This is a genomic window from Streptomyces sp. TSRI0281, from assembly GCF_001905125.1.
Classification (GTDB): Bacteria; Actinomycetota; Actinomycetes; order Streptomycetales; family Streptomycetaceae; genus Streptomyces.
This window is the reverse complement of record NZ_LWLE01000037.1, coordinates 363,992-382,571: the sequence shown is the minus strand read 5'-3', so window position 1 is coordinate 382,571 and position 18,580 is coordinate 363,992. Positions and strand designations below refer to the sequence as shown.

Genomic DNA, 18,580 nt, shown 5'->3' with positions numbered 1-18,580 from the left:
GACGGTCACCGGGTCAGACGACCGTCACCGGATGCCGGACCACCGCGTCGAACAGATAGCCCTGTGTGTTGTGGACCGCCACCTCCGGCTGCGTACGCCCCGAACGGTCCGTCGCGCGGGCCAGCAGCACCCCGGGCCCCCGGTCCCTGGGCACCCAGTCGGCCGACCACCGGACCCAGCTGCCGGACCGGGGCTCGTCGCGCAGCCGGGCGCGGCGCCAGCGGGTACCGCCGTCGGTGCTGATCTCGACGGAGCGCACCGGCGCCCCACCCGACCAGGAACGGCCCGTCAGCAGCACCCGGCGGTGCGCCGGGAACGAGGCGCCGAGGTTCAGCTCGAACGCGCTCTTCAAGGTCTGGCGGGTCAGCGGCGCGCTGCCCTCCGGCGGATGATCGGGGCCGAACAGACGGTACAGACCCGTGTTCCACGGCGTGAACAGCGGCTCCGCGCTCACCTCGATGTCACCGACCCACTTGATGTTCGCGACCCCCACCCACGAAGGGACGATCAGACGGACCGGATGGCCGTGGTCGGGCGGCAGCGGCTCACCGTTCATCTCGTAGGCGAGCAGTACGTCGTCCAGAGCCTTCGCGACCGGCAGCGGTCTGCGCACCCGGCCCAGGTCGACGCCCTCGCTGATGACCTCCGCGTCCAGGCCGCGCGGCAGCACGTCGACCGCGTTCCGGCCGATCCCCGCACGGTGGAGCACGTCCGCCAGCCGCACCCCGCGCCAGCGCGCTGTGCCGATCGCGCCCATGGTCCACGCGGTGCCGCTGACCTGCTGATTCTGCTGAGAGGCGTAGAAGCTGCGGGCGTTGCCCGCGCACTCGACGAAGGCTGTGCGGGTGACCGCGGGCAGGGCGCGCAGATCGGCGTACGAGAATTCGACCGGCCCTCCCGTCAGTCCGCTGCCCCACACGGTCAGCCGCCAGTCGGCCGCGTCGATCCGCGGGGTGGCGGTGTGGTTGCGGACGAAGAAGCGGTCGGCGGGGGTGAGCAGGCCCGTGGAGCGCAGCGCCGCGAAATTCGTCTCGGCGTTGGTGCCGCGCACCGTGAACAGCTCGGGCGGCAGCGGCTTCACCACGTCCGGCGCGGGTGCGGCCGCCCGCGCGGGCGAGGCGGCGGCGGGGACCAGCGGCCCGGCAGCCGAAGCCGCCGCGACCAGTTTCAGCAGGTCCCGGCGGTCGAATCCGGCCGAGCGCGCACGGTCGCGCGACCACTGGCGAAGCCGTATTCGCTCGTAGTGGTCCTCGGACTCGGACAGCGGCACGGAACTCATGGGCGCTCCTGGGGAAGGTGAGAGGGACGGGGGACGGGAAGCAATTCCCGTAGCAGCATGCCCACTTGGCCGGTCTCGATCAGGAATCCGTCGTGCCCGTACGGTGATTCGAGGGTCCTGAGCCGGTCCGCGCCCGGCAGCAGCGCCGCCAGCTCCGCCTGCTGCGTCAGCGGATACAGCCGGTCCGAATCGACACCCGCGACCAGGGCGGGCATTCCCGCCCGGCGCAGCGCCCCGGCGACACCGCCCCGGCCCCGGCCGACGTCGTGACCGTTCATCGCCTCCGTGAGCACCACATAGCTGCCCGCGTCGAAGCGGTGCACCAGCTTGTCCGCGTGGTGGTCGAGATAGGACTCCACCCGGTAGCGGCCGCCCCGCTCCGGCTGTTCACCCGGCTGGGGCTCCCTGCCGAACCGGGAGCCCAGCTCCGGCTCGCTGCGGTAGGTGACATGGGCGATCCGCCGGGCCTGGCCGAGACCCCGGTGGGGTCCCTCGCCGGGTGCCGCGTCGTGGTAGTGCCCGCCCCGCCACCCCGGGTCCGTGCGGATCGCGGAGATCTGCACCGACCCCCAGGCGATCTGCTCCGCGGAGGCGGCGGCAGGGGCCGCCAGCACGAGGAGGGAACCCGTGCGCTCCGGATGGCCCACCGCCCATTCGAGAGCCCGCATACCGCCCATCGAACCCCCGACGACCGCCGCCCAGCGTTCGATGCCGAGCGCGTCGGCCAGCGCCACCTCCGCCGCCACCTGGTCACGGACCGTCAGATACGGGAATCCGCCGCCCCAGCGGGTGCCTTCCGGCCGCCGGGACGAGGGGCCGGTGCTGCCCTGGCAGCCGCCCAGCACATTCGGCGCGACGACGAACCAGTGGTCGGTGTCGAGCGCCTTCCCCGGACCGACCAGCGCGTCCCACCACCCCGCGGTCGGGTGCCCCGGTCCCGCGGGCCCGGCCACATGGCTGTCACCGGTCAGCGCGTGCAGGACCAGCACGGCGTTGGCCCCGTCCGGGGCCCGCCGCCCCCATGTCTCGTACGCCAGGCGCACGTTCGGCAGGGCGGGGCCGGACTCCAGCGTCAGCGGCCGGTCCAGGACCACCCAGGAGCGTCCGCCCGGCGGGTCCCCCTCCCGTCGGCCTCCGGCGGCCGGCGGGAGGGGATGTGTGCGGGACGTGGCCGTCCGGTTCAGGACGCCGCCTTCGCGGCCCGGAATCCCGCCTCCAGATCCGCCGTGAGGTCGTCCACGTTCTCCAGCCCCACCGACAGCCGTACGAGGCCGGCGGTCGCACCGGTGGCGGCGAGCTGCTCCTCGGTCAGCTGGCTGTGCGTGGTCGACGCGGGGTGGATGATCAGGCTCCGTACGTCACCGATGTTGGCGAGGTGGCTGAACAGCTCGACCGCGTCCACGAACCGCTTGCCCGCCTCGGCCCCGTCCCGCAGCTCGAACGACAGCACCGCACCGGCACCGCGCGGCAGATAGTGCTGCCCCGCCTCGTACCAGCGGTTCGACTCCAGACCGGCGTAGTGCACCGCCGCCACCTCGTCGCGCTGCTCCAGCCACCGGGCGAGCGCCAGCGCGTTGGAGGTGTGCCGCTCCAGCCGGAGGCTCAGCGTCTCCACCCCCTGGAGCAGCAGGAACGCCGAGTGCGGAGAGAGCGCGGGCCCCAGGTCGCGCAGCAGCTGGACGCGGAGCTTCACGGCGAAGGCGGACGGTCCGAGATCCGGCCAGTAGCGCAGCCCGTGGTAGCTCGGGTCGGGGGTGTGGAAGTCGGGGAAGCGCTCGGAGTGCGTACCGAAGTCGAAGGTGCCACCGTCCACGACCACCCCGCCGAGCGTGGTGCCGTGCCCGCCGAGGAACTTCGTCGCGGAGTGGACGACGATGTCCGCGCCGTGCTCGATCGGCCGCAGGAGGTAGGGCGTGGGCACGGTGTTGTCGACGATGAGGGGCAGTCCGGCCCCGTGCGCCGCGTCCGCGACGGCCCGGATGTCCAGGACGTCACCGCGCGGATTGCCGAGCGTCTCCGCGAACAGCGCCTTGGTGTTGGGCCGGATCGCGGCCTGCCACTGCGCGATGTCGTCGGGGTCGTCGACGAACGACACCTCGATGCCGAACCGGGGGAGCGTGTGCCGGAACAGGTTGTACGTGCCGCCGTAGAGCGAGGTGGAGGAGACGATGTGGTCCCCGGCACCGGCCAGTGTCAGGATCGCCAGGGTCTCCGCCGCCTGCCCCGAGGCGAGCGCGACGGCCGCGACGCCGCCCTCCAGCGCCGCGATCCGCTGCTCCAGAACGTCCTGGGTGGGATTGTGGATGCGGGTGTAGATGTTGCCCGGTTCGGCGAGCGAGAACAGGTCGGCGGCGTGCTGGGTGTCGCGGAAGACGAACGACGACGTCTGGTAGATCGGCACCGCACGGGCACCCGTCGTCGGGTCGGGGGACGCGCCGGAGTGGATCTGCTTGGTCTCGAACGACCAGGCGGGTCCGGCCTCCTGCCGGTCGTGGTCCTCGGGCGTGTGCCCTGCGGTGACGGAGTCGAGGGGCTGGCTCATGTGTTTCCTCGCACGCTGGTTCAGTGGCTGATCGGCAAGAAGCACGCGCTGTCGACGGGCTGACTACGCACCGTAGAGGGCAGGGTGCGGGTCCGAGAAGCGTGTCGCCTGCTTGGCCACGAAGCTGCAATACGGAAGCAACACAAGGGATCCGGCGGCTACTCCTGGGTGAGCATGCCGCTGCGCAGCCGGCGCAGCATGCGGCTCAGCAGCCGCGACACATGCATCTGGGAGATCCCGAGTTCCACGCCGATCTGCGCCTGCGTCAGCTCCTGGCCGAAGCGCATGTCGATGATGCGGCGCTCGCGGGCGTCCAGCTCCCCGAGCAGCGGAGCGAGCGCGTGCAGATTCTCCACGCTCTCCATGGCCGGGTCCGGTTCGCCCAGGACATCGGCGAAGGTGCGCCCGCCCGCGTTGTGGCGTCCCGACTGCGAGGTGTCGGTCGGCATGTCCAGCGAACCCGCCGTGTACCCGTTGGACGCGACGATGCCCTCGGTGACCTCCGCCTCCTCGATGCCCAGATGCTCGGCCAGTTCGTGAACGGTGGGGTCCCGGTCGAGATCGCCCGCTAGGGACTCCTTCGACTTGGCGAGGTCGACGCGCAACTCCTGCAGCCGGCGCGGCACGTGCACGGCCCAGCTGGTGTCCCGGAAGAATCGTTTGATCTCGCCGACGATGTACGGGACGGCGAACGAGGTGAACTCGACCTCGCGGGAGAGGTCGAACCGGTCGATCGCCTTGATCAGACCGATCGTGCCGACCTGGATGATGTCCTCCATGTCGCCGCTGCCCCGGTTGCGGAACCGGCCCGCGGCGAACCGGACCAGGGACAGGTTCATCTCGATGAGCGTGTTCCGTGCGTACTGGTGCTCCCGGGTGCCCTCTTCCAGTTCCTGGAGCCGGTCGAAGAAGAGCTTCGACAGCTTGCGTGCGTCCTTCGGTGCGATCTTCCCGGCATCCTCGATCCATGGCAGCTGCTCGGCGAAGTCTGCTTGTTCCACTGCGCCGGTCCGTTCCGCAGTGGTGGCGGTCTGCGCGGTGTGCGCCGTCATCTCGTCACGCTCCCCTGGTCGTAGGCCATGAGGTTTAAGCGCCTGCCCTCACCCATGACTCCCATGCGTCCCGGACGGATCGAACGGGTCACACGTGGGGAATTGGCCGGGAATCGACGTGTTCGGCGCTGAGCGGCCGTGATGAGCGGCCGTCATGAAGGGGTGTCATGAAGGGCTCTCATGAAGGGGTGTCATGAGGGGGCGTGCGGTACGTGGGAGAACCGCCGGGCGCCGACGGTGGCGGGACACCGGAGACGCGCAGGACACGAAGAACCGCCCCACCGGTACGGGGGAGCCCGGTGGGGCGGTCTCCACCAGACTGCCACAGCCGGGCGGCGATTGGGGCCCGACCGGCGCGTATTGAACGGTGGTTGAGTCGAATTCGACGGTTGCCCGACCACGTGTACGCGTGTCAACGGGCCTTGTCGACCGGATTCGCCGACCGGATCCGTCAGGGGGTGATCCTGCTGACGAGCTCCGGGACCCACTCCACGTACTCGACCTCCGCCCCGCCTGCATGCCGTGCGTAGAGGTAGCGGCCGGTCGGGCCGGTGGCCTCAGGCGCGGTGATCCGCCCGCCGCTCGCGGCGAGCCGGGCGGACAGTTCATCGAGGTCGGAGACGACCACCGTCGCCGAGGCATGGGTGTACCGCGCGCGTTGTTCCGCCGGACCGGCGATGACGAGGAAGTCGCCGATGGCCGCGAGCTCGATCGAGTCGAAGGCGAAACGCAGATCCGGTTCGCCGCCGACGAGCTGCCGCAGCAGTGGCAGGCTCGCGTCCATGTCGTCGGCCCACAGGCGTGCGTAAGTCTTGAGGATGGTCATGGGGGATGCCTCTCCGCGGCTTTCCGGCACAGCGAGCGGGGCCCGGAGCGGGGCCTGCTCGCTGTGGGTTACGCGGAAACCGTAGAAGACCGGCCGAGGGTGCCGGAAGAAGGCACTTTTCGGAAAGAGAGGCACCTCAAGGTGACCCGAGCCGTAAGCGCTGTACCCGAGAAGGCGGTCACACCCGCCCCGGAAGTGGGCCCTGGCATCGAGCCCGCCCGCCGCGGCTACGACGCGGTGGGCGGCCCGGTCCCCGGTCCGGCGCCAGCGCCGTGACCTCTTGATTGCGGGTCCGTGAACAGTCCGCCGCCCGGGGAATACGATCCGGTCCCCTCGCCTTTCCGCTGCTGTCGGGCGCCCGCGGCCGTCCGGCGGACCCGAGACGGACCGGAACGAGGGACCTCATGCCCAAGGCGTACATATTCCACCGCTACGGCGGACCCGAGGCGGAAGCCTTCATCGAGCAGCCGGTGCCCGTCGCCGGGCCCGGCGAACTGCTCGTCGCCGTCCGGGCGGCCGGGGTCAACCCGGTCGACTGGAAGCGGCGGTCCGGTCTCCGCAGACCGGGAAGTGATCCGGCGCCCCTGCCGGGTGTCTTCGGCAGCGAGGTGTCGGGGACGGTGGAGGCGGTCGGGCCGGGCGTCGAGGGCTTCGCGCCCGGTCAGCCGGTCTTCGGCTCCCCGCTGACCGGCGGTTACGCCGAGTACGCCCTGCTGGCGGCCGACGCCACCGCCCACAAGCCGGACGGGCTGTCGTTCACGGACGCGGCGGTGCTGCCGGTCGCGGCGGCCACCGCGTACGACGGACTGCGCCAGCTCGACGCGGCTCCCGGCTCCACCCTGCTGGTCACCGGAGCCGGTGGCGGTGTCGGTGTGGCCGTGGTGCAGCTCGCCCGCCACTTCGGGATCCGGGTCCTCGGTACGGCGAGCGCCGCCAAGCAGGACCTCGTCGAATCGCTGGGCGCCATTCAGGTGACGTACGGGCCCGGAGTCGAGGACCGGATACGGGCCGCTGCCCCCGAGGGCGTCGACGCGGCCTTCGATCTGGCCGGCGGCGAGGCACTGACGGCCGCCGCCGCCGTGGTGGGGGACCGGAAGCGGCTGATCAGCGCCGGGTCGCCGGGGGAGGTCGCCGAGCTGGGCGGTGCGGCCGTGCGCCGGACCCGTTCCGCGGCCGTGCTCGACGAACTGGCGCGCCTCGTCGTCGGCGGAGCCCTGCGCACCCATGTGACGCGGACGTTCCCGCTGGCCGAGGCCGACCGGGCACTGCGTACGGTGGAAAGCGGCCACGCACGCGGAAAGATCGTGATCGAGGTGGCCCGATGAGCGCTCCCGCCGCCACCCCCGCTCCAGCCCCCGCCGCCGTATCCGCGTCCGCGTCCGTATCCACCCCCGCATCCGAGACAGGAAAGACGCTCGTGCCCGTACATTCCTCCGCCGGCCACCCGGCCCATCCGCTGGACAACCCCGCCCGCTCCTCGCTGACCGGCCCGCACGCCCACTTCGCGGAGCGCCGCGGCCGCATCCTGCGCTATCCCGTCGATGTCACTCCGTGGCTCGCCCTGCCGGACGACCCGGACGCCCAGGACTGGTCCGATGTCGCCGCTCTCGCCGGTCCCGGGGCCCCGGTCACCCTGACCGCGTTCCGTGAGCCGCCGCCCGGGGACTGGGAGATCCTCTTCCACGCCGAGGGTGTCCAGCTCGTCGACGAGTCGGTGGCCGCGGCGCCGGACCCCGAGGCTGTGCTCCTGGGACCCGCCGATGTCCCCGAGATGCTGGATCTGGTGGCCCGCACCCGCCCCGGCCCCTTTCTGCCCCGCACCATAGAACTCGGCACCTACCTGGGCATCCGCCGCTCCGGCGTCCTTGTCGCGATGGCGGGGGAGCGGCTGCACCCGCCCGGCTGGACCGAGATCAGCGGGGTCTGCACCGACGAGTCCGTCCGGGGGCAGGGGCTCGCGGGCCGGCTCGTCCGGGCGGTCGCCCACGGGATCAGGGAACGCGGCGAGATCCCGTTCCTGCACGCCTCCGCGTCCAACACCAACGCCGTCCGGCTGTACGAAGCCCTCGGCTTCCGGCTGCGCCGCAGGACGGAGTTCCTGTCGGCCCTCGTTCCCCAGCAGGTCACGGTTGCCCGGCCCGCTCCCGTCCCCGGCCCGGGGGTTGCCACCGGCCCGGCAGCCGGGGCCTTCGGCGCCCCCGCCCGTGCCGAAGGTCCCGGGCCGAAAGTCCCGACCGGGACCTTCGGCCCGCGCTCGGGGTCGTAAGACTCGTGTGCCGACGCCACGGCCCCCGGTCCACTGGGTGAGGGACCCGTCCTACCGACGGCCGACACCCGGGACCGAGGACCGAACAGGAGGCACACCGTGGCCATGGGCCTTCAGCGAGCGGCAGCCGTGCGCGGGGCGGAGCTGCCGGGCGCGGACGCGAGCGAGGCGGCGGCGGGCGCACCCCGGATCGGGAACTGGCCGCTGGCCGGGGGGCTGGCGCTGCTGACCCTCGCGGTCGTGCTCCTGCACGTCTTCACCGGTGACGACTTCGAGGTGGCCCCGCTGCTGGTCGTCGTCCCCGCCCTGGCCTCCGTCTTCTGCACGGTCCGCCAGACGGTGGGGGTGGCCGGCTGGATCATGATCGTGGTCGTCGGTTCCCGTATCGCCTCGGACGGGTCCTTCTGGGACCTGGTACTGGGCATCGGCTTCACCGTGCTGGCCTGCGCCCTGGGTGTCGGTTCCTGTGCGGCCCGCATCCGGCACGCCCGGCAGATCGCCAGGCTGCGCTCCGCCGCCGTCGCGCTCCAGCGCCAGATCCTGCGCCCGCTGCCGGTCCTGACCGACCAGGTCTTCGCGTACGGGCTCTACGAGCCGATCGAGGAGGACCGGTTCGTCGGCGGTGACATCTACGAGGTCGTCGAGTCGCCGTACGGCACCCGGGTGATCATCGGTGATGTCCAGGGCAAGGGGCTCCCTGCCATCGGCGCGGGCTTCGCCGCGCTCGGCGCGTTCCGTGAGGCCGCCATCCGCGAACCCACACTCACCGGCGTGGTGGACGCCCTGGAGGACGCTGTCGTGCGGCACAACGCGTTCTCCTCCCAGACCGGTGAGACCGAGCGGTTCGTGACGGCGCTGATCCTCGGGTTCGACGGCGGAGACCGGGTGGAGGCGGTCAACTGCGGCCATCTGCCGCCGCGACTGCTGCACAACGGCGAGGCGTCGGCGATCGCCCTCCAGCGGGCTCACGTACCCCTCGGCATGGCCGAGCTGAGCCGTGAGGCGCGTACGGCGGAATGGTTCGACTTCCCCCCGGGCGCGACGCTGCTGGTCTTCACCGACGGCGTCACCGAGGCCCGTGACGCCTCCGGCGACTTCTACCCCCTGGACGACCGGCTCGGCCGCTGGGCGCGGCGGGGCCCGCGCGAGGTCCTGGACTCGCTCCACGCCGACCTGGAGGACTTCTCCGGTGGCGTCAGGCGCGACGATGTCGCCGCCCTCGCCCTGCGCCGGGCCCCGTCCGGCGGCGGGCGGCGGGCCGAGGCCGTGCCCGGGAACGCCCTGCGGGCCGTGGAGCCCCTCGGCGACCGGTAGCCGGAGGCGCGGCGACACACCCGACACACCCCACACCCCGTCCCGTGATGTCCTGATGGGACGAGTGTCGCGGTGGGACATTTTCGGGTGTACGGTGCATGTATGAATCCGGAACGGAACATCCCGGAGAGGCGCAGCCGCAAGGCCCGCCGGACCCGGGAGACGCTGGCGCAGGCCGCGTTCGAGCTCGTACTCGACCGAGGACTGCGGAGTGTGACGGTCGAGGAGATCGCGGAGACCGCGGATGTCGACCGACGCACCTTCAGCCGGTACTTCCCGAGCAAGGAAGCCGCCGTCCTCGACTCCGTACGGGGCGACGGCGACCGGATCAACGAGGCCCTGAAGGCCCGCCCCGCCGCCGAGCCGCCGCTCACCGCCTACCGGCGCGCCGTGCTCGACTGGCTCGGCGACCCCTCGGCGGAGCCCTGGCACCGCCGCCCCCGGTTCTTCGACCTGCTGGTCGTCGCCGAGCGGGAACCGACCCTCTACGCGGCCTTCCATCACATCCGGGTGGACGCGCAGGAGGACTCGGTCGCCATCGTCGCGGACCGGCTCGGCGTCGATCCCCGGCTGGACATCCGCCCCGCTGTCACGGTGGCCGCGGGAGCGGGCGCGCTGCTCGCCGCCCAGGCCGCCTGGGTGCGAGGGAGCCGCCAGGACGCGTTGCCCGAGCTGGTCGTCCAGGCGTTCGACGCCCTCGCCTCGGATCTGCTCACCCAGCGGCAGGCCGCCACGGCACCGCACAGCACCACAGAAGGAAAGGCAACATCATGAGCACCGACACCCCCGCCACGTCCGACACGGAGTTCGCCGGCCGGACCGCCCTCATCACCGGTGGCGCGTCCGGCATCGGCCTCGCCCTGGCCGGGCGGCTCGCCGCGAGCGGTGCGGCCGTCGTCGTCGCCGACTACGACGAGGAAGCCGCGCGCAAGGCCGCCGCCGAGCTGGAGAGCACCGGCGCGAAGGCCGCCGCGGTCGCCATGGACGTGACCGACCCGGCCTCCGTCGAGGCCGCCGTCCGCTTCACCGTCGACACCTTCGGCGCACTCCACCTGGCCGTCAACAACGCGGGCATCGGCGGTCCGAGCAACCCCACCGGTGCGTACGCCATCGAGGACTGGAACCGCGTCGTGGCGACCAACCTCAGCGGCGTCTTCTACTCGATGCGCTACGAACTCCCCGCCATCGTCGCCGCGGGCGGCGGTGCGGTGGTCAACATGTCCTCGATCCTCGGCACCAACGGCTTCGCCGGTTCGCCCGCGTACGTCGCGGCCAAGCACGGCGTCGTCGGCCTCACCAAGACCGCCGCCCTCGAATACGCCGCGCAGAACGTCCGGATCAACGCCGTCGGCCCCGGCTTCATCGACACGCCCCTGCTGCGCAACACCGAGGGCCCGGCCCGCGACCACCTGATCTCCCTGCACCCGGCCGGACGCCTCGGCACGGCGGAGGAAGTGGCCGAGCTCACCGCCTTCCTCCTCTCCGACAGGGCCTCCTTCATCCACGGCAGCTACCACCTGGTGGACGGCGGCTACTCCGCCTCATGACCGCCCCGAGTGGTGGACCGGGGGCACGGGGGCGAGAAAGAGAACAAGGAAAGACTGAGGAGACACCATGAAAGCCGTTCAGTACCGCGCCGTCGGATCCGCTCCCGAGGTCGTGACCGTTCCGGACCCCGAGCCCGGCCCGGGGCAAGTCCTGCTGAAGGTCACCGCCGCAGGTGTCTGCCACTCCGACATCGCCGTGATGAGCTGGCCCGCGGACCAGATCCCCTTCCCGCTGCCGCTCACCCTCGGCCACGAGGGCGTCGGCACGATCGCCGCACTCGGTGACGGCGTCACCGGCTTCGCGACCGGCGACTCCGTCGCCGTCTACGGTCCCTGGGGCTGCGGTACCTGCGTGAACTGCGCCGAGGGCAAGGAGAACTACTGCCTGCGCGCCAAGGAGCTCGGTATCGCACCGCCCGGACTCGGCGCCCCCGGTGCCATGGCCGAGTACATGATCGTCGACGACCCGCGCCACCTGGTGCCGATCGGCGACCTCGACCCCGTGAAGACAGTGCCGCTCACGGACGCGGGGCTGACCCCGTACCACGCGATCAAGCGCTCCCTGTCCAAGCTGGTGCCCGGCGCCACCGCCGTGGTCATCGGCACCGGCGGTCTCGGCCACGTCGCGATCCAGCTGCTGCGCGCCATGACCGCCGTGCGCGTCATCGCGCTCGACGTCACCGAGGACAAGCTCGCCCTCGCCCGCACGGTCGGCGCCCACGAAGCCGTGCTGTCCGACGAGCACGCGGCCGCCAAGGTGCTCGAACTGACCGCCGGTCTCGGCGCCCACGTCGTCCTCGACTTCGTCGGCGCCCCGCCCACGGTGAAGACGGCCGGAGCGGTCGCCCGTGTCGACGGCGATGTCACGATCGTCGGCATCGGCGGCGGCGCACTGCCCGTCGGCTTCGGCACGCTGCCCTACGGCACGACCGTCACCGCCCCCTACTGGGGTTCGCGCAAGGAGCTGGTCGAGGTGCTCGACCTCGCCCACGCCGGTTCGGTCGACGTCCATGTGGAGACGTACTCCATCGACGAGGCGCCGCTCGCGTACGAGCGACTGCACTCCGGCAAGATCAACGGCCGGGCCGTCATCCTCCCCAACGGCTGAGATCCGACCTCCTCCCCACCGGCCGGCAGCCGGCCCCGTCGCCCGACGACGGAGAACCTCCGTCACCCACGGAGCTTTCCGTCGCCCGCCGACGGAAAGCCCCCACCGGACCGTGCGGGCCGCCGCAGCACAGCGACGGCCCGCATTTTCCGGTCCGAACCCACGTCGCGAAACCGGTGCGGCCGGCCATGGGCATGGGTGAGACTGACCCCATGGGGTTTCTCGTACTGATGACTTTGCCTGGACTGGTGATCGGGCTGACCCTGCTCGCCTTCGTCGACCAGCTGCTGCTGCGCGCCGGGCGGGCCGGGATACTGCCCTGGCGCAACAGTGCCCGGCAGGGCCAGGTGTCGGCGACCGGCTTCGAGCAACTGCACGCGACCTTCTCGCCCGGCAAGCAGAGCGAACTCAAGGAGCGTCAGAGCGCACTGCTGCTCAGGGACGACGAGGAGGACGGCGCCCCGCCGAACAGGTCCACGGTCGACCTGACCGGCGGCCGGGCGGTCATCCGCCTCCCGAAAGCAGGCTGACCCTTTTATTGCCGAGCAGGCCCCCCGGGCCGTCGCTAGACTCTCGTCCATGGGTTCGTACTACTTCTTCCGCTGATTCCCGGCCAGGACGCCGCCGCCCGACGCTGAGCGTCGCCGGATGCCCCCAGGGGCACCCACGCGTGCCGCAGTCCCTTCCGCCGTCCGGCATCCATGCCCCGCCGTGCGCTTCCGCGCGCCTTCACGGGCTTGTCCTCAGGGAAGAAGCACCCATGCACCCCCAGCGCGACCGCGCTCAACTGACCATGAAAGACGTCTCCAAGAGCTATGGAGACCGGTCGGTACTCGACCAGGTGACACTCACCGTCCGCCCCGGTGAGAAGGCCGGCATCATCGGCGAGAACGGCTCCGGCAAATCCACCCTGCTCCGGCTGATGGCGGGGGTGGAGACGCCCGACGGCGGGGACCTCACCGTCCGGTTCCCCGGCGGCACCGGATACCTCGCCCAGACCCTCACCCTCGCCCCCGGCGACACCGTTCAGGACGCCGTCGACGCGGCGCTCGCCGAACTGCGCGAACTGGAACGCCGCATCCGCGCGGCGGAGACCGCGCTGTCCGCCGCGGGGGAACCCACGGACACGGAACTCGCCGCCTACGGAGACCTCCTCACCGCCTACGAAGAACGCGACGGCTACCGGGCCGACGCCCGCACCGACGCGGCCCTGCACGGCCTCGGCCTGGCGCACCTCACCCGCGAACGGCCGCTCGCCACCCTCTCCGGCGGCGAACAGTCCCGGCTCGCCCTGGCCTGCGTGCTGGCCGCGGCCCCCGAACTGCTGCTGCTCGACGAACCGACCAACCACCTGGACGTCCGGGCCGTCGGCTGGCTGGAGGACCACCTGCGTGCCCACCGCGGCACCGTCGTGGCCATCACGCACGACCGGGCCTTCCTGGAGCGCGTCACCTCGGTGATCCTGGAGGTCGACCGCGACCTGCGCGGCGTCACCAGGTACGGGGACGGCTGGGACGGCTACCGCACGGCCAAGGCCGCGGCCCGCCGCCGGTGGGCCCAGGAGCACCAGGAGTACCTGGCGGAACTGGCCCGCACCGAGGAACTGGTGGACGCGGCCGGGCAGCGGCTCGCGGCCACCGGAAAGGACCCGAAGGAGGGCTACGGCAAATACCGTCGCTCGCACGAGGCCAAACTCTCCGGCCAGGTCAGGGCCGCCCGGACCCGCCTCGAAGCACTGCGCCGCTCACCCGTGCCCGCCCCGCCCCTGCCCCTGTCCTTCACCGCCCGGCCGGCCGTCGCCACGCAGGACGACCGGCACCACCCGGAGCCGCTGCTCGCCCTGGAAGCCGTCTCCGTCGGCGACCGGCTCCAGCTGCCCGCCCTGCGCGTCGAGCCCGGACAACGGCTCCTGGTCAACGGCCCCAACGGCGCAGGGAAGACCACCCTGCTGCGGGTGCTCGCCGGGGACCTCGCCCCGGACACGGGCACGGTCCGGCGACGGGCACGGGTCGGCTACCTCCCGCAGGAACTCCCGCAGCGGCCGACCCGGCGCACCCTGCTGGAGACCTTCGCCGCCGGCCGCCCCGGCTTCCCGGACGAGTACGCGCAGGACCTCCTCGGCCTCGGGCTGTTCCGCCCCGAGGACCTGGCCGTCCCCGTCGCGGCCCTCTCCATCGGCCAGCAGCGCAGGCTGGCGCTGGCCCGGCTGGTGACCCGGCCCGCCGATCTGCTGGTCCTGGACGAGCCGACGAACCACATCGCGCTGAGCCTGGTGGAGGAGCTGGAGGAAGCCCTTACGCGGTACCGGGGAGCCGTCGTCGTGGTCTCGCACGACCGCGGCTTCCGCGACCGCTTCACCGGAGACGTGCTGGAACTGCGGGCCGGCCGCCCGGTCCGGAGCCCGGAGAAGGCCCACGAGGGCTACCCGTCCGAGGAGGCGTGTCCCTCGCGGACATGACCGCGCAACCGGTCGAGGAAGACCCGCTGGCCCGTGACCAGGCGCTCGGCGGCCCGCTCCGGTGTGCACCAGGCGAACCGGTCCATCTCCGGGAACTCCCGCTGCACACCGGACCCCCTCGGCCACTCCATCGTGAACGTCCCCGGGACGGCCGCCGCCGGATCCAGTTCCGCCTCCACCGCCCACACGGTCACCGTCTTGCCGCTCGGCTGACGCGCCGCGCCGAGCGGCACCCAGGCACCGTCCGGAACCGGTAGCCCCACTTCCTCCTGGAACTCCCGGCGGGCGGCAGCGGCGGGCTCCTCCTCCGGGCCGTACTCGCCCTTGGGGATCGACCAGGCGGCCGCCTCGCGACGCGCCCAGAACGGGCCGCCCATGTGCCCGATCAACACCTCGACATCCCGCTCGCTCCCCGTGACCGTCACCCGGAAGAGGAGGAGACCCGCGCTGCGCCTGAGCGTCGACATGTCGTCAAGTCTGCGGTCCGGAACGGCGGGCCGCCACGCCGACGCGGCGCACCTGGGTGATCATGTCGGTCATCAACCCGCCGCGCGGTGTTTCCTCCGATGTCCCCGTTGTCCCCTGGTGTGTCCCGGTCCGCCCGGCCATGCTGTCCGCCGACAGCGCTTTCCCCCGTGCAACCAGCTTGATTCCAGGAGGATTTGTGGGCCTTGGCATACTGGGCACCGCCATGCGGCCGCTCGTGCTGCTCGCGACGGTGACCGCGGTGACGGCCGGGGCTCTCGCCCCCGCCGCCGCCGATTCGACCCCCGACCCCCGTCCCCGTAACGCCGCCGAAGTCCTCAGACCCGTTGCCCCGCCCGCCGCGAGCGCGGCCGGCGGGACGCGCTCCGTGGTGGACGGCGACGGCATCGAGACCGCCCGCACATCCCGGCCGATCGCGCCCGGGGTGCGCCTCAGCTCGTACGACCGGCTCGAATCCGACAAGTGGCTGCGGGTCGACGCGCTCTCCGTGGACCTCGACGGCGAGGATGTGCGCGCCGACTACCTCTCCTCGGGCAAGGTCGCCGAGCGGCACCCGGTCTCCGAGCTCGCCGCCCGGCACGACCCGGGCAGCGGACGCCGTACCGTCGCCGCGATCAACGCGGACTTCTTCGACATCAACGAGACCGGTGCCCCCCTGGGCCCCGGCATCCAGGACGGCGTCCCCGTCCACTCCCCGGCGCCCGGCGTCCACCGAGCCGTCGGCATCGGTCCCGAGAACGCGGGCCGGGTCCTGGAGCTGTACTTCGAGGGCACCCTGACCCTGCCGTCCGGACAGCACCCGCTGGCCGCTCACAACGCCGCGAACGTACCGGCGCAGGGCGTGGGCGCGTACACCTCCGCCTGGGGCAGCGCGGACCGCAAGCTGACCGTGGACGCCGCGGTGCCCGTCGCGGAAGCCGTCGTACGGGAGGGCAAGGTCGTCTCCGTATCGGGCACCCCGGGGTCGGGCCCCGTCCCGGACGGCACCACCGTCCTGGTCGGCCGCGAAGCGGGAGCGGCCCTGCTGACGGCGCTGCGGCCCGGCGACCCGGTCTCTCTCGCGTTCCGGGCGCGCGCCGGGAGCGGGTCCGTTCCCCGTACCGCGGTCGGCGGCCGTGAGCTGCTGGTCGTCGACGGCACCGCCCAGAACCACGACGGCGAGGGCAACAACACCGCGGCGCCCCGCACCGCGGTCGGATTCTCCCGGGACGGCCGCACCATGCAGGTCGTCACCGTCGACGGCCGGCAGGCCGACAGCGGCGGCGTCACCCTCACCGAACTCGGCCTGATGATGCGCCGTGCCGGTTCGTACAGCGCACTCAACCTGGACGGCGGCGGCTCCTCGACGCTCGTCGCGCGCGAGCCCGGCAGCGACGCCCTCCAGGTGGAGAACAGTCCGTCCGACGGCAGCGAGCGCACCGTCCCCAACGGCCTCGCCCTCACCGCCCCCGACGGCAGCGGCAGACTCAAGGGCTTCTGGGTGGAGACCCGGACCCCCGCAGGGGCCGCGCCGGGCACCGACCCCGTCAGGGGCGGCTACCCGGAGCGGGTCTTCCCCGGCCTGACCCGTTCCCTCACCGCCGCCGGTCACGACGAGACGTACGGCCCCGCCGCCGGAACCCCGGACTGGCGGACCGCGAACCCGGCCACCGGCAAGGTCGACCGCCATGGCCTCTTCACCGCCCGCCGCAGCGGCAGCACCGACGTGACCGCCCGGCGGGGCGCCGCCCGCGGCAGCACCCGGCTGACCGTCCTGGACGAACTCGCCCGCATCGAGCCGACCACCCGGCGCGTCGGCCTCGCGGACGCCAAGGCCACCGGAACCTTCGGCGTCGTCGGCCTCGACGCCCACGGCACCAGCGCCCCCGTCGAGCCGCGCGACATCGAACTCGACTACGACCGCGACCTGTTCGACATCCGCGACAACGGACAGGGCTCCTTCGACGTCGCCTCCCGCACCGGCAGCGGAGCCGGCCGGGTCACCGCCACCGTCGCGGGCACCACCACCGTCCTCGCGGTCAGCGTCGGCCTCGCCGAACAGGCGGTCGCCGCCTTCGACGACGCCGCGTCCTGGAAGTTCAGCCAGGCACGGGCCGAGGGCTCCCTCACCGCCACACCCGAGGGCCACACCGGCACCGGACTGAAGCTCACCTACGACTTCACCCGGTCCACCGCGACCCGCGCGGCCTACGCGAGCCCGCCCCGGCCGGTGACCGTGGCCGGACAGCCCCAGTCGTACCGGCTCTGGATCAAGGGCGACGGCAACGGGGCCTGGCCGACCCTGCACCTCAAGGACGCCGCGGGCTCCGACCAGTTGCTGCGCGGCCCCTACGTCACCTGGACCGGATGGCGGCAGGTCACCTTCGCCGTACCGCCGGGGGCCGCGATGCCGCTGAGCGTGCACCGGTTCTACCTGGCGGAGACGGCGGCCGCCCGGCAGTACACCGGCGAGATCGTTGTCGACGACCTGACCGCCCAGGTCCCGCCCACCGTCGACCTGCCCGAACAGACGGAGCCGGCCGACGCGTTGATCGACCCGGCAGCGGTGACGGAGCGCCGGGACTGGCGGTTCGCTGTGATGTCGGACGCCCAGTTCGTCGCCCGTGACCCCGACAGCGCCATCGTCGCCCAGGCCCGCCGCACCCTGCGCGAGATCAGGGCCGCGCGGCCCGACTTCCTCGTCGTCAACGGAGACCTGGTGGACGAGGGCTCGCCCGCCGACCTCGCCTTCGCCCGGCAGATACTCGACCAGGAACTCGGCGACGCCCTGCCCTGGTACTACGTACCGGGCAACCACGAGGTGATGGGGGGCAGGATCGACAACTTCGTCACCCAGTTCGGCCCGGCCCAGCGGACGTTCGACCACAAGGGCACCCGGGTCATCACCCTCGACACCTCCAGCCTCAGCCTGCGCGGCGGAGGGTTCGCCCAGATCAAGGGGTTCCGGGAGCAGCTCGACAAGGCAGCCCGGGACCGCCGGATCGGCTCGGTCACGGTGATCGAACACGTACCGCCGCGCGACCCGACCCCGCAGCAGGGCAGCCGGCTCGGCGACCGCAAGGAGGCGGCCCTCATCGAGCAGTGGCTCGCCGACTTCCGCCGTACGACGGGCAAGGGCGCGGCCTTCATCGGCAGCCACGTCGGGGTCTTCCACGCCTCGCACGTCGACGGAGTCCCGTATCTGATCAACGGGAACTCCGGAAAGGCCCCCGCAGGCCCGGCCGGCGAGGGCGGCTTCACCGGCTGGTCGCTCATCGGCGCCGACCGGGTACCGGCCGGCGAGCAGGCGGCGGCCCGGCAGCGGCCGTGGCGGGGCGGCCCCGACTGGATCTCCGTCCAGACCCGGGCGCATGTCGACTCCCTCACCCTCGACGCACCGACGGTGATCGTCGCGGGGGAGCGTACGAAAGTGGGCGCGAGCGTCGTCCAGGGCGCGCGCACCGTCCCGGTGGCGTTCCCGCTCAGCGCGGACTGGACAGGGTCACCGAACGTGTACGTCGGTGACCCTGAGGACGCCCGGCACCGCCACACCGCCGTCCTCGACCCGGTCACGGGCACGCTCACGGCCCTGCGCCCCGGCACCGTCACGCTCGCGGTGACGGTCAACGGCACGACGCAACGGGCCCGGATCGAGATCGCGGCGCAGGCGGCAGCCCCGGCCGCCTGACACCCGGCCGCCCCGGTCCCGCGTCCACGAGGGGT

Annotated in this window: 15 protein-coding genes; 9 read left to right on the top strand and 6 right to left on the bottom strand. The window is 72.5% G+C overall.

Translation table 11 applies throughout. The annotated features are described in order from the left end of the window. Window positions 1-13: 13 nt before the first annotated feature. From A6A29_RS40660 to A6A29_RS40640, 5 genes are all read right to left on the bottom strand, one after another. On the bottom strand, window positions 14-1,279 hold the full coding sequence (locus A6A29_RS40660; protein ID WP_073728779.1) for a sulfite oxidase: 1,266 nt from the start codon (window positions 1,277-1,279) through the stop codon (window positions 14-16). Then, a complete protein-coding gene (metX, locus tag A6A29_RS40655) occupies window positions 1,276-2,463 on the bottom strand; it encodes a homoserine O-acetyltransferase MetX (RefSeq protein ID WP_073728777.1) in 1,188 nt (395 codons plus the stop codon). Before metX ends, A6A29_RS40660 begins: the two co-directional genes overlap by 4 nt. Next, a complete protein-coding gene (locus A6A29_RS40650) occupies window positions 2,460-3,821 on the bottom strand; it encodes a bifunctional o-acetylhomoserine/o-acetylserine sulfhydrylase (RefSeq protein WP_073728775.1) in 1,362 nt (453 codons plus the stop codon). The genes metX and A6A29_RS40650 overlap by 4 nt, the downstream gene beginning before the upstream one ends. A 158-nt stretch (window positions 3,822-3,979) precedes the next feature. Continuing rightward, entirely contained in the window at window positions 3,980-4,873 is an 894-nt protein-coding gene (locus A6A29_RS40645; protein WP_073728773.1) for a SigB/SigF/SigG family RNA polymerase sigma factor, read from the bottom strand. Window positions 4,874-5,324: 451 nt separating this feature from the next. Beyond that, complete coding sequence (locus A6A29_RS40640) at window positions 5,325-5,699, bottom strand: VOC family protein (protein ID WP_073728771.1); 375 nt, start codon at window positions 5,697-5,699, stop codon at window positions 5,325-5,327. 404 nt (window positions 5,700-6,103) lie between these two features. Between A6A29_RS40640 and A6A29_RS40635 the strand changes: the two genes are divergently transcribed. The 8 genes from A6A29_RS40635 to abc-f all read left to right on the top strand — a co-directional run bounded on the left by A6A29_RS40635 (window position 6,104) and on the right by abc-f (window position 14,392). Continuing rightward, window positions 6,104-7,024 carry an NADP-dependent oxidoreductase gene (locus A6A29_RS40635; protein ID WP_073728769.1) on the top strand — a complete coding sequence of 307 codons (921 nt, stop codon included), beginning with the start codon at window positions 6,104-6,106 and terminating at the stop codon, window positions 7,022-7,024. Then, the gene (locus A6A29_RS40630; RefSeq protein ID WP_079183245.1) at window positions 7,021-7,965 is read left to right on the top strand and encodes a GNAT family N-acetyltransferase; all 945 of its coding nucleotides are present in this window, start codon (window positions 7,021-7,023) and stop codon (window positions 7,963-7,965) included. Before A6A29_RS40635 ends, A6A29_RS40630 begins: the two co-directional genes overlap by 4 nt. 99 nt (window positions 7,966-8,064) lie before the next feature. Beyond that, on the top strand, window positions 8,065-9,279 hold the full coding sequence (locus A6A29_RS40625) for a PP2C family protein-serine/threonine phosphatase (RefSeq protein ID WP_073728767.1): 1,215 nt from the start codon (window positions 8,065-8,067) through the stop codon (window positions 9,277-9,279). A gap of 102 nt (window positions 9,280-9,381) precedes the next feature. After that, window positions 9,382-10,053, top strand: coding sequence for a TetR family transcriptional regulator (locus tag A6A29_RS40620; protein ID WP_073728765.1), 672 nt, complete (start codon window positions 9,382-9,384; stop codon window positions 10,051-10,053). Continuing rightward, window positions 10,050-10,826, top strand: coding sequence for an SDR family NAD(P)-dependent oxidoreductase (locus A6A29_RS40615; protein ID WP_073728763.1), 777 nt, complete (start codon window positions 10,050-10,052; stop codon window positions 10,824-10,826). Before A6A29_RS40620 ends, A6A29_RS40615 begins: the two co-directional genes overlap by 4 nt. Before the next feature lie 67 nt (window positions 10,827-10,893). Beyond that, window positions 10,894-11,934 carry an NAD(P)-dependent alcohol dehydrogenase gene (locus tag A6A29_RS40610; protein WP_073728761.1) on the top strand — a complete coding sequence of 347 codons (1,041 nt, stop codon included), beginning with the start codon at window positions 10,894-10,896 and terminating at the stop codon, window positions 11,932-11,934. A 212-nt stretch (window positions 11,935-12,146) separates the two neighbouring features. Then, window positions 12,147-12,464 (top strand): DUF6191 domain-containing protein, encoded by a 318-nt coding sequence (locus tag A6A29_RS40605; protein ID WP_073728759.1) that lies wholly within the window; start codon window positions 12,147-12,149, stop codon window positions 12,462-12,464. A gap of 230 nt (window positions 12,465-12,694) precedes the next feature. Beyond that, window positions 12,695-14,392, top strand: a complete 1,698-nt coding sequence (gene abc-f, locus A6A29_RS40600) for a ribosomal protection-like ABC-F family protein (RefSeq protein WP_073728757.1) — start codon at window positions 12,695-12,697, stop codon at window positions 14,390-14,392. Here the strand turns inward: abc-f and A6A29_RS40595 are convergent. Continuing rightward, complete coding sequence (locus A6A29_RS40595) at window positions 14,356-14,859, bottom strand: NUDIX domain-containing protein (protein ID WP_073728755.1); 504 nt, start codon at window positions 14,857-14,859, stop codon at window positions 14,356-14,358. The genes abc-f and A6A29_RS40595 overlap by 37 nt on opposite strands. A gap of 224 nt (window positions 14,860-15,083) precedes the next feature. Between A6A29_RS40595 and A6A29_RS40590 the strand changes: the two genes are divergently transcribed. Then, on the top strand, window positions 15,084-18,545 hold the full coding sequence (locus A6A29_RS40590; RefSeq protein WP_073728910.1) for a phosphodiester glycosidase family protein: 3,462 nt from the start codon (window positions 15,084-15,086) through the stop codon (window positions 18,543-18,545). Window positions 18,546-18,580 lie beyond the last annotated feature (35 nt).

Bases quoted from the DNA above. Each gene is read 5' to 3' on its own strand.
- A6A29_RS40660 (WP_073728779.1), bottom strand. From the start codon at position 1,279: ATGAGTTCCGTGCCGCTGTCCGAGTCCGAGGACCACTACGAGCGAATA.
- A6A29_RS40650 (WP_073728775.1), bottom strand. From the start codon at position 3,821: ATGAGCCAGCCCCTCGACTCCGTCACCGCAGGGCACACGCCCGAGGAC.
- A6A29_RS40645 (WP_073728773.1), bottom strand. From the start codon at position 4,873: ATGACGGCGCACACCGCGCAGACCGCCACCACTGCGGAACGGACCGGC.
- A6A29_RS40640 (WP_073728771.1), bottom strand. From the start codon at position 5,699: ATGACCATCCTCAAGACTTACGCACGCCTGTGGGCCGACGACATGGAC.
- A6A29_RS40635 (WP_073728769.1), top strand. From the start codon at position 6,104: ATGCCCAAGGCGTACATATTCCACCGCTACGGCGGACCCGAGGCGGAA.
- A6A29_RS40630 (WP_079183245.1), top strand. From the start codon at position 7,021: ATGAGCGCTCCCGCCGCCACCCCCGCTCCAGCCCCCGCCGCCGTATCC.
- A6A29_RS40620 (WP_073728765.1), top strand. From the start codon at position 9,382: ATGAATCCGGAACGGAACATCCCGGAGAGGCGCAGCCGCAAGGCCCGC.
- A6A29_RS40615 (WP_073728763.1), top strand. From the start codon at position 10,050: ATGAGCACCGACACCCCCGCCACGTCCGACACGGAGTTCGCCGGCCGG.
- A6A29_RS40610 (WP_073728761.1), top strand. From the start codon at position 10,894: ATGAAAGCCGTTCAGTACCGCGCCGTCGGATCCGCTCCCGAGGTCGTG.
- A6A29_RS40605 (WP_073728759.1), top strand. From the start codon at position 12,147: ATGGGGTTTCTCGTACTGATGACTTTGCCTGGACTGGTGATCGGGCTG.
- abc-f (WP_073728757.1), top strand. From the start codon at position 12,695: ATGCACCCCCAGCGCGACCGCGCTCAACTGACCATGAAAGACGTCTCC.
- A6A29_RS40595 (WP_073728755.1), bottom strand. From the start codon at position 14,859: ATGTCGACGCTCAGGCGCAGCGCGGGTCTCCTCCTCTTCCGGGTGACG.
- A6A29_RS40590 (WP_073728910.1), top strand. From the start codon at position 15,084: ATGCGGCCGCTCGTGCTGCTCGCGACGGTGACCGCGGTGACGGCCGGG.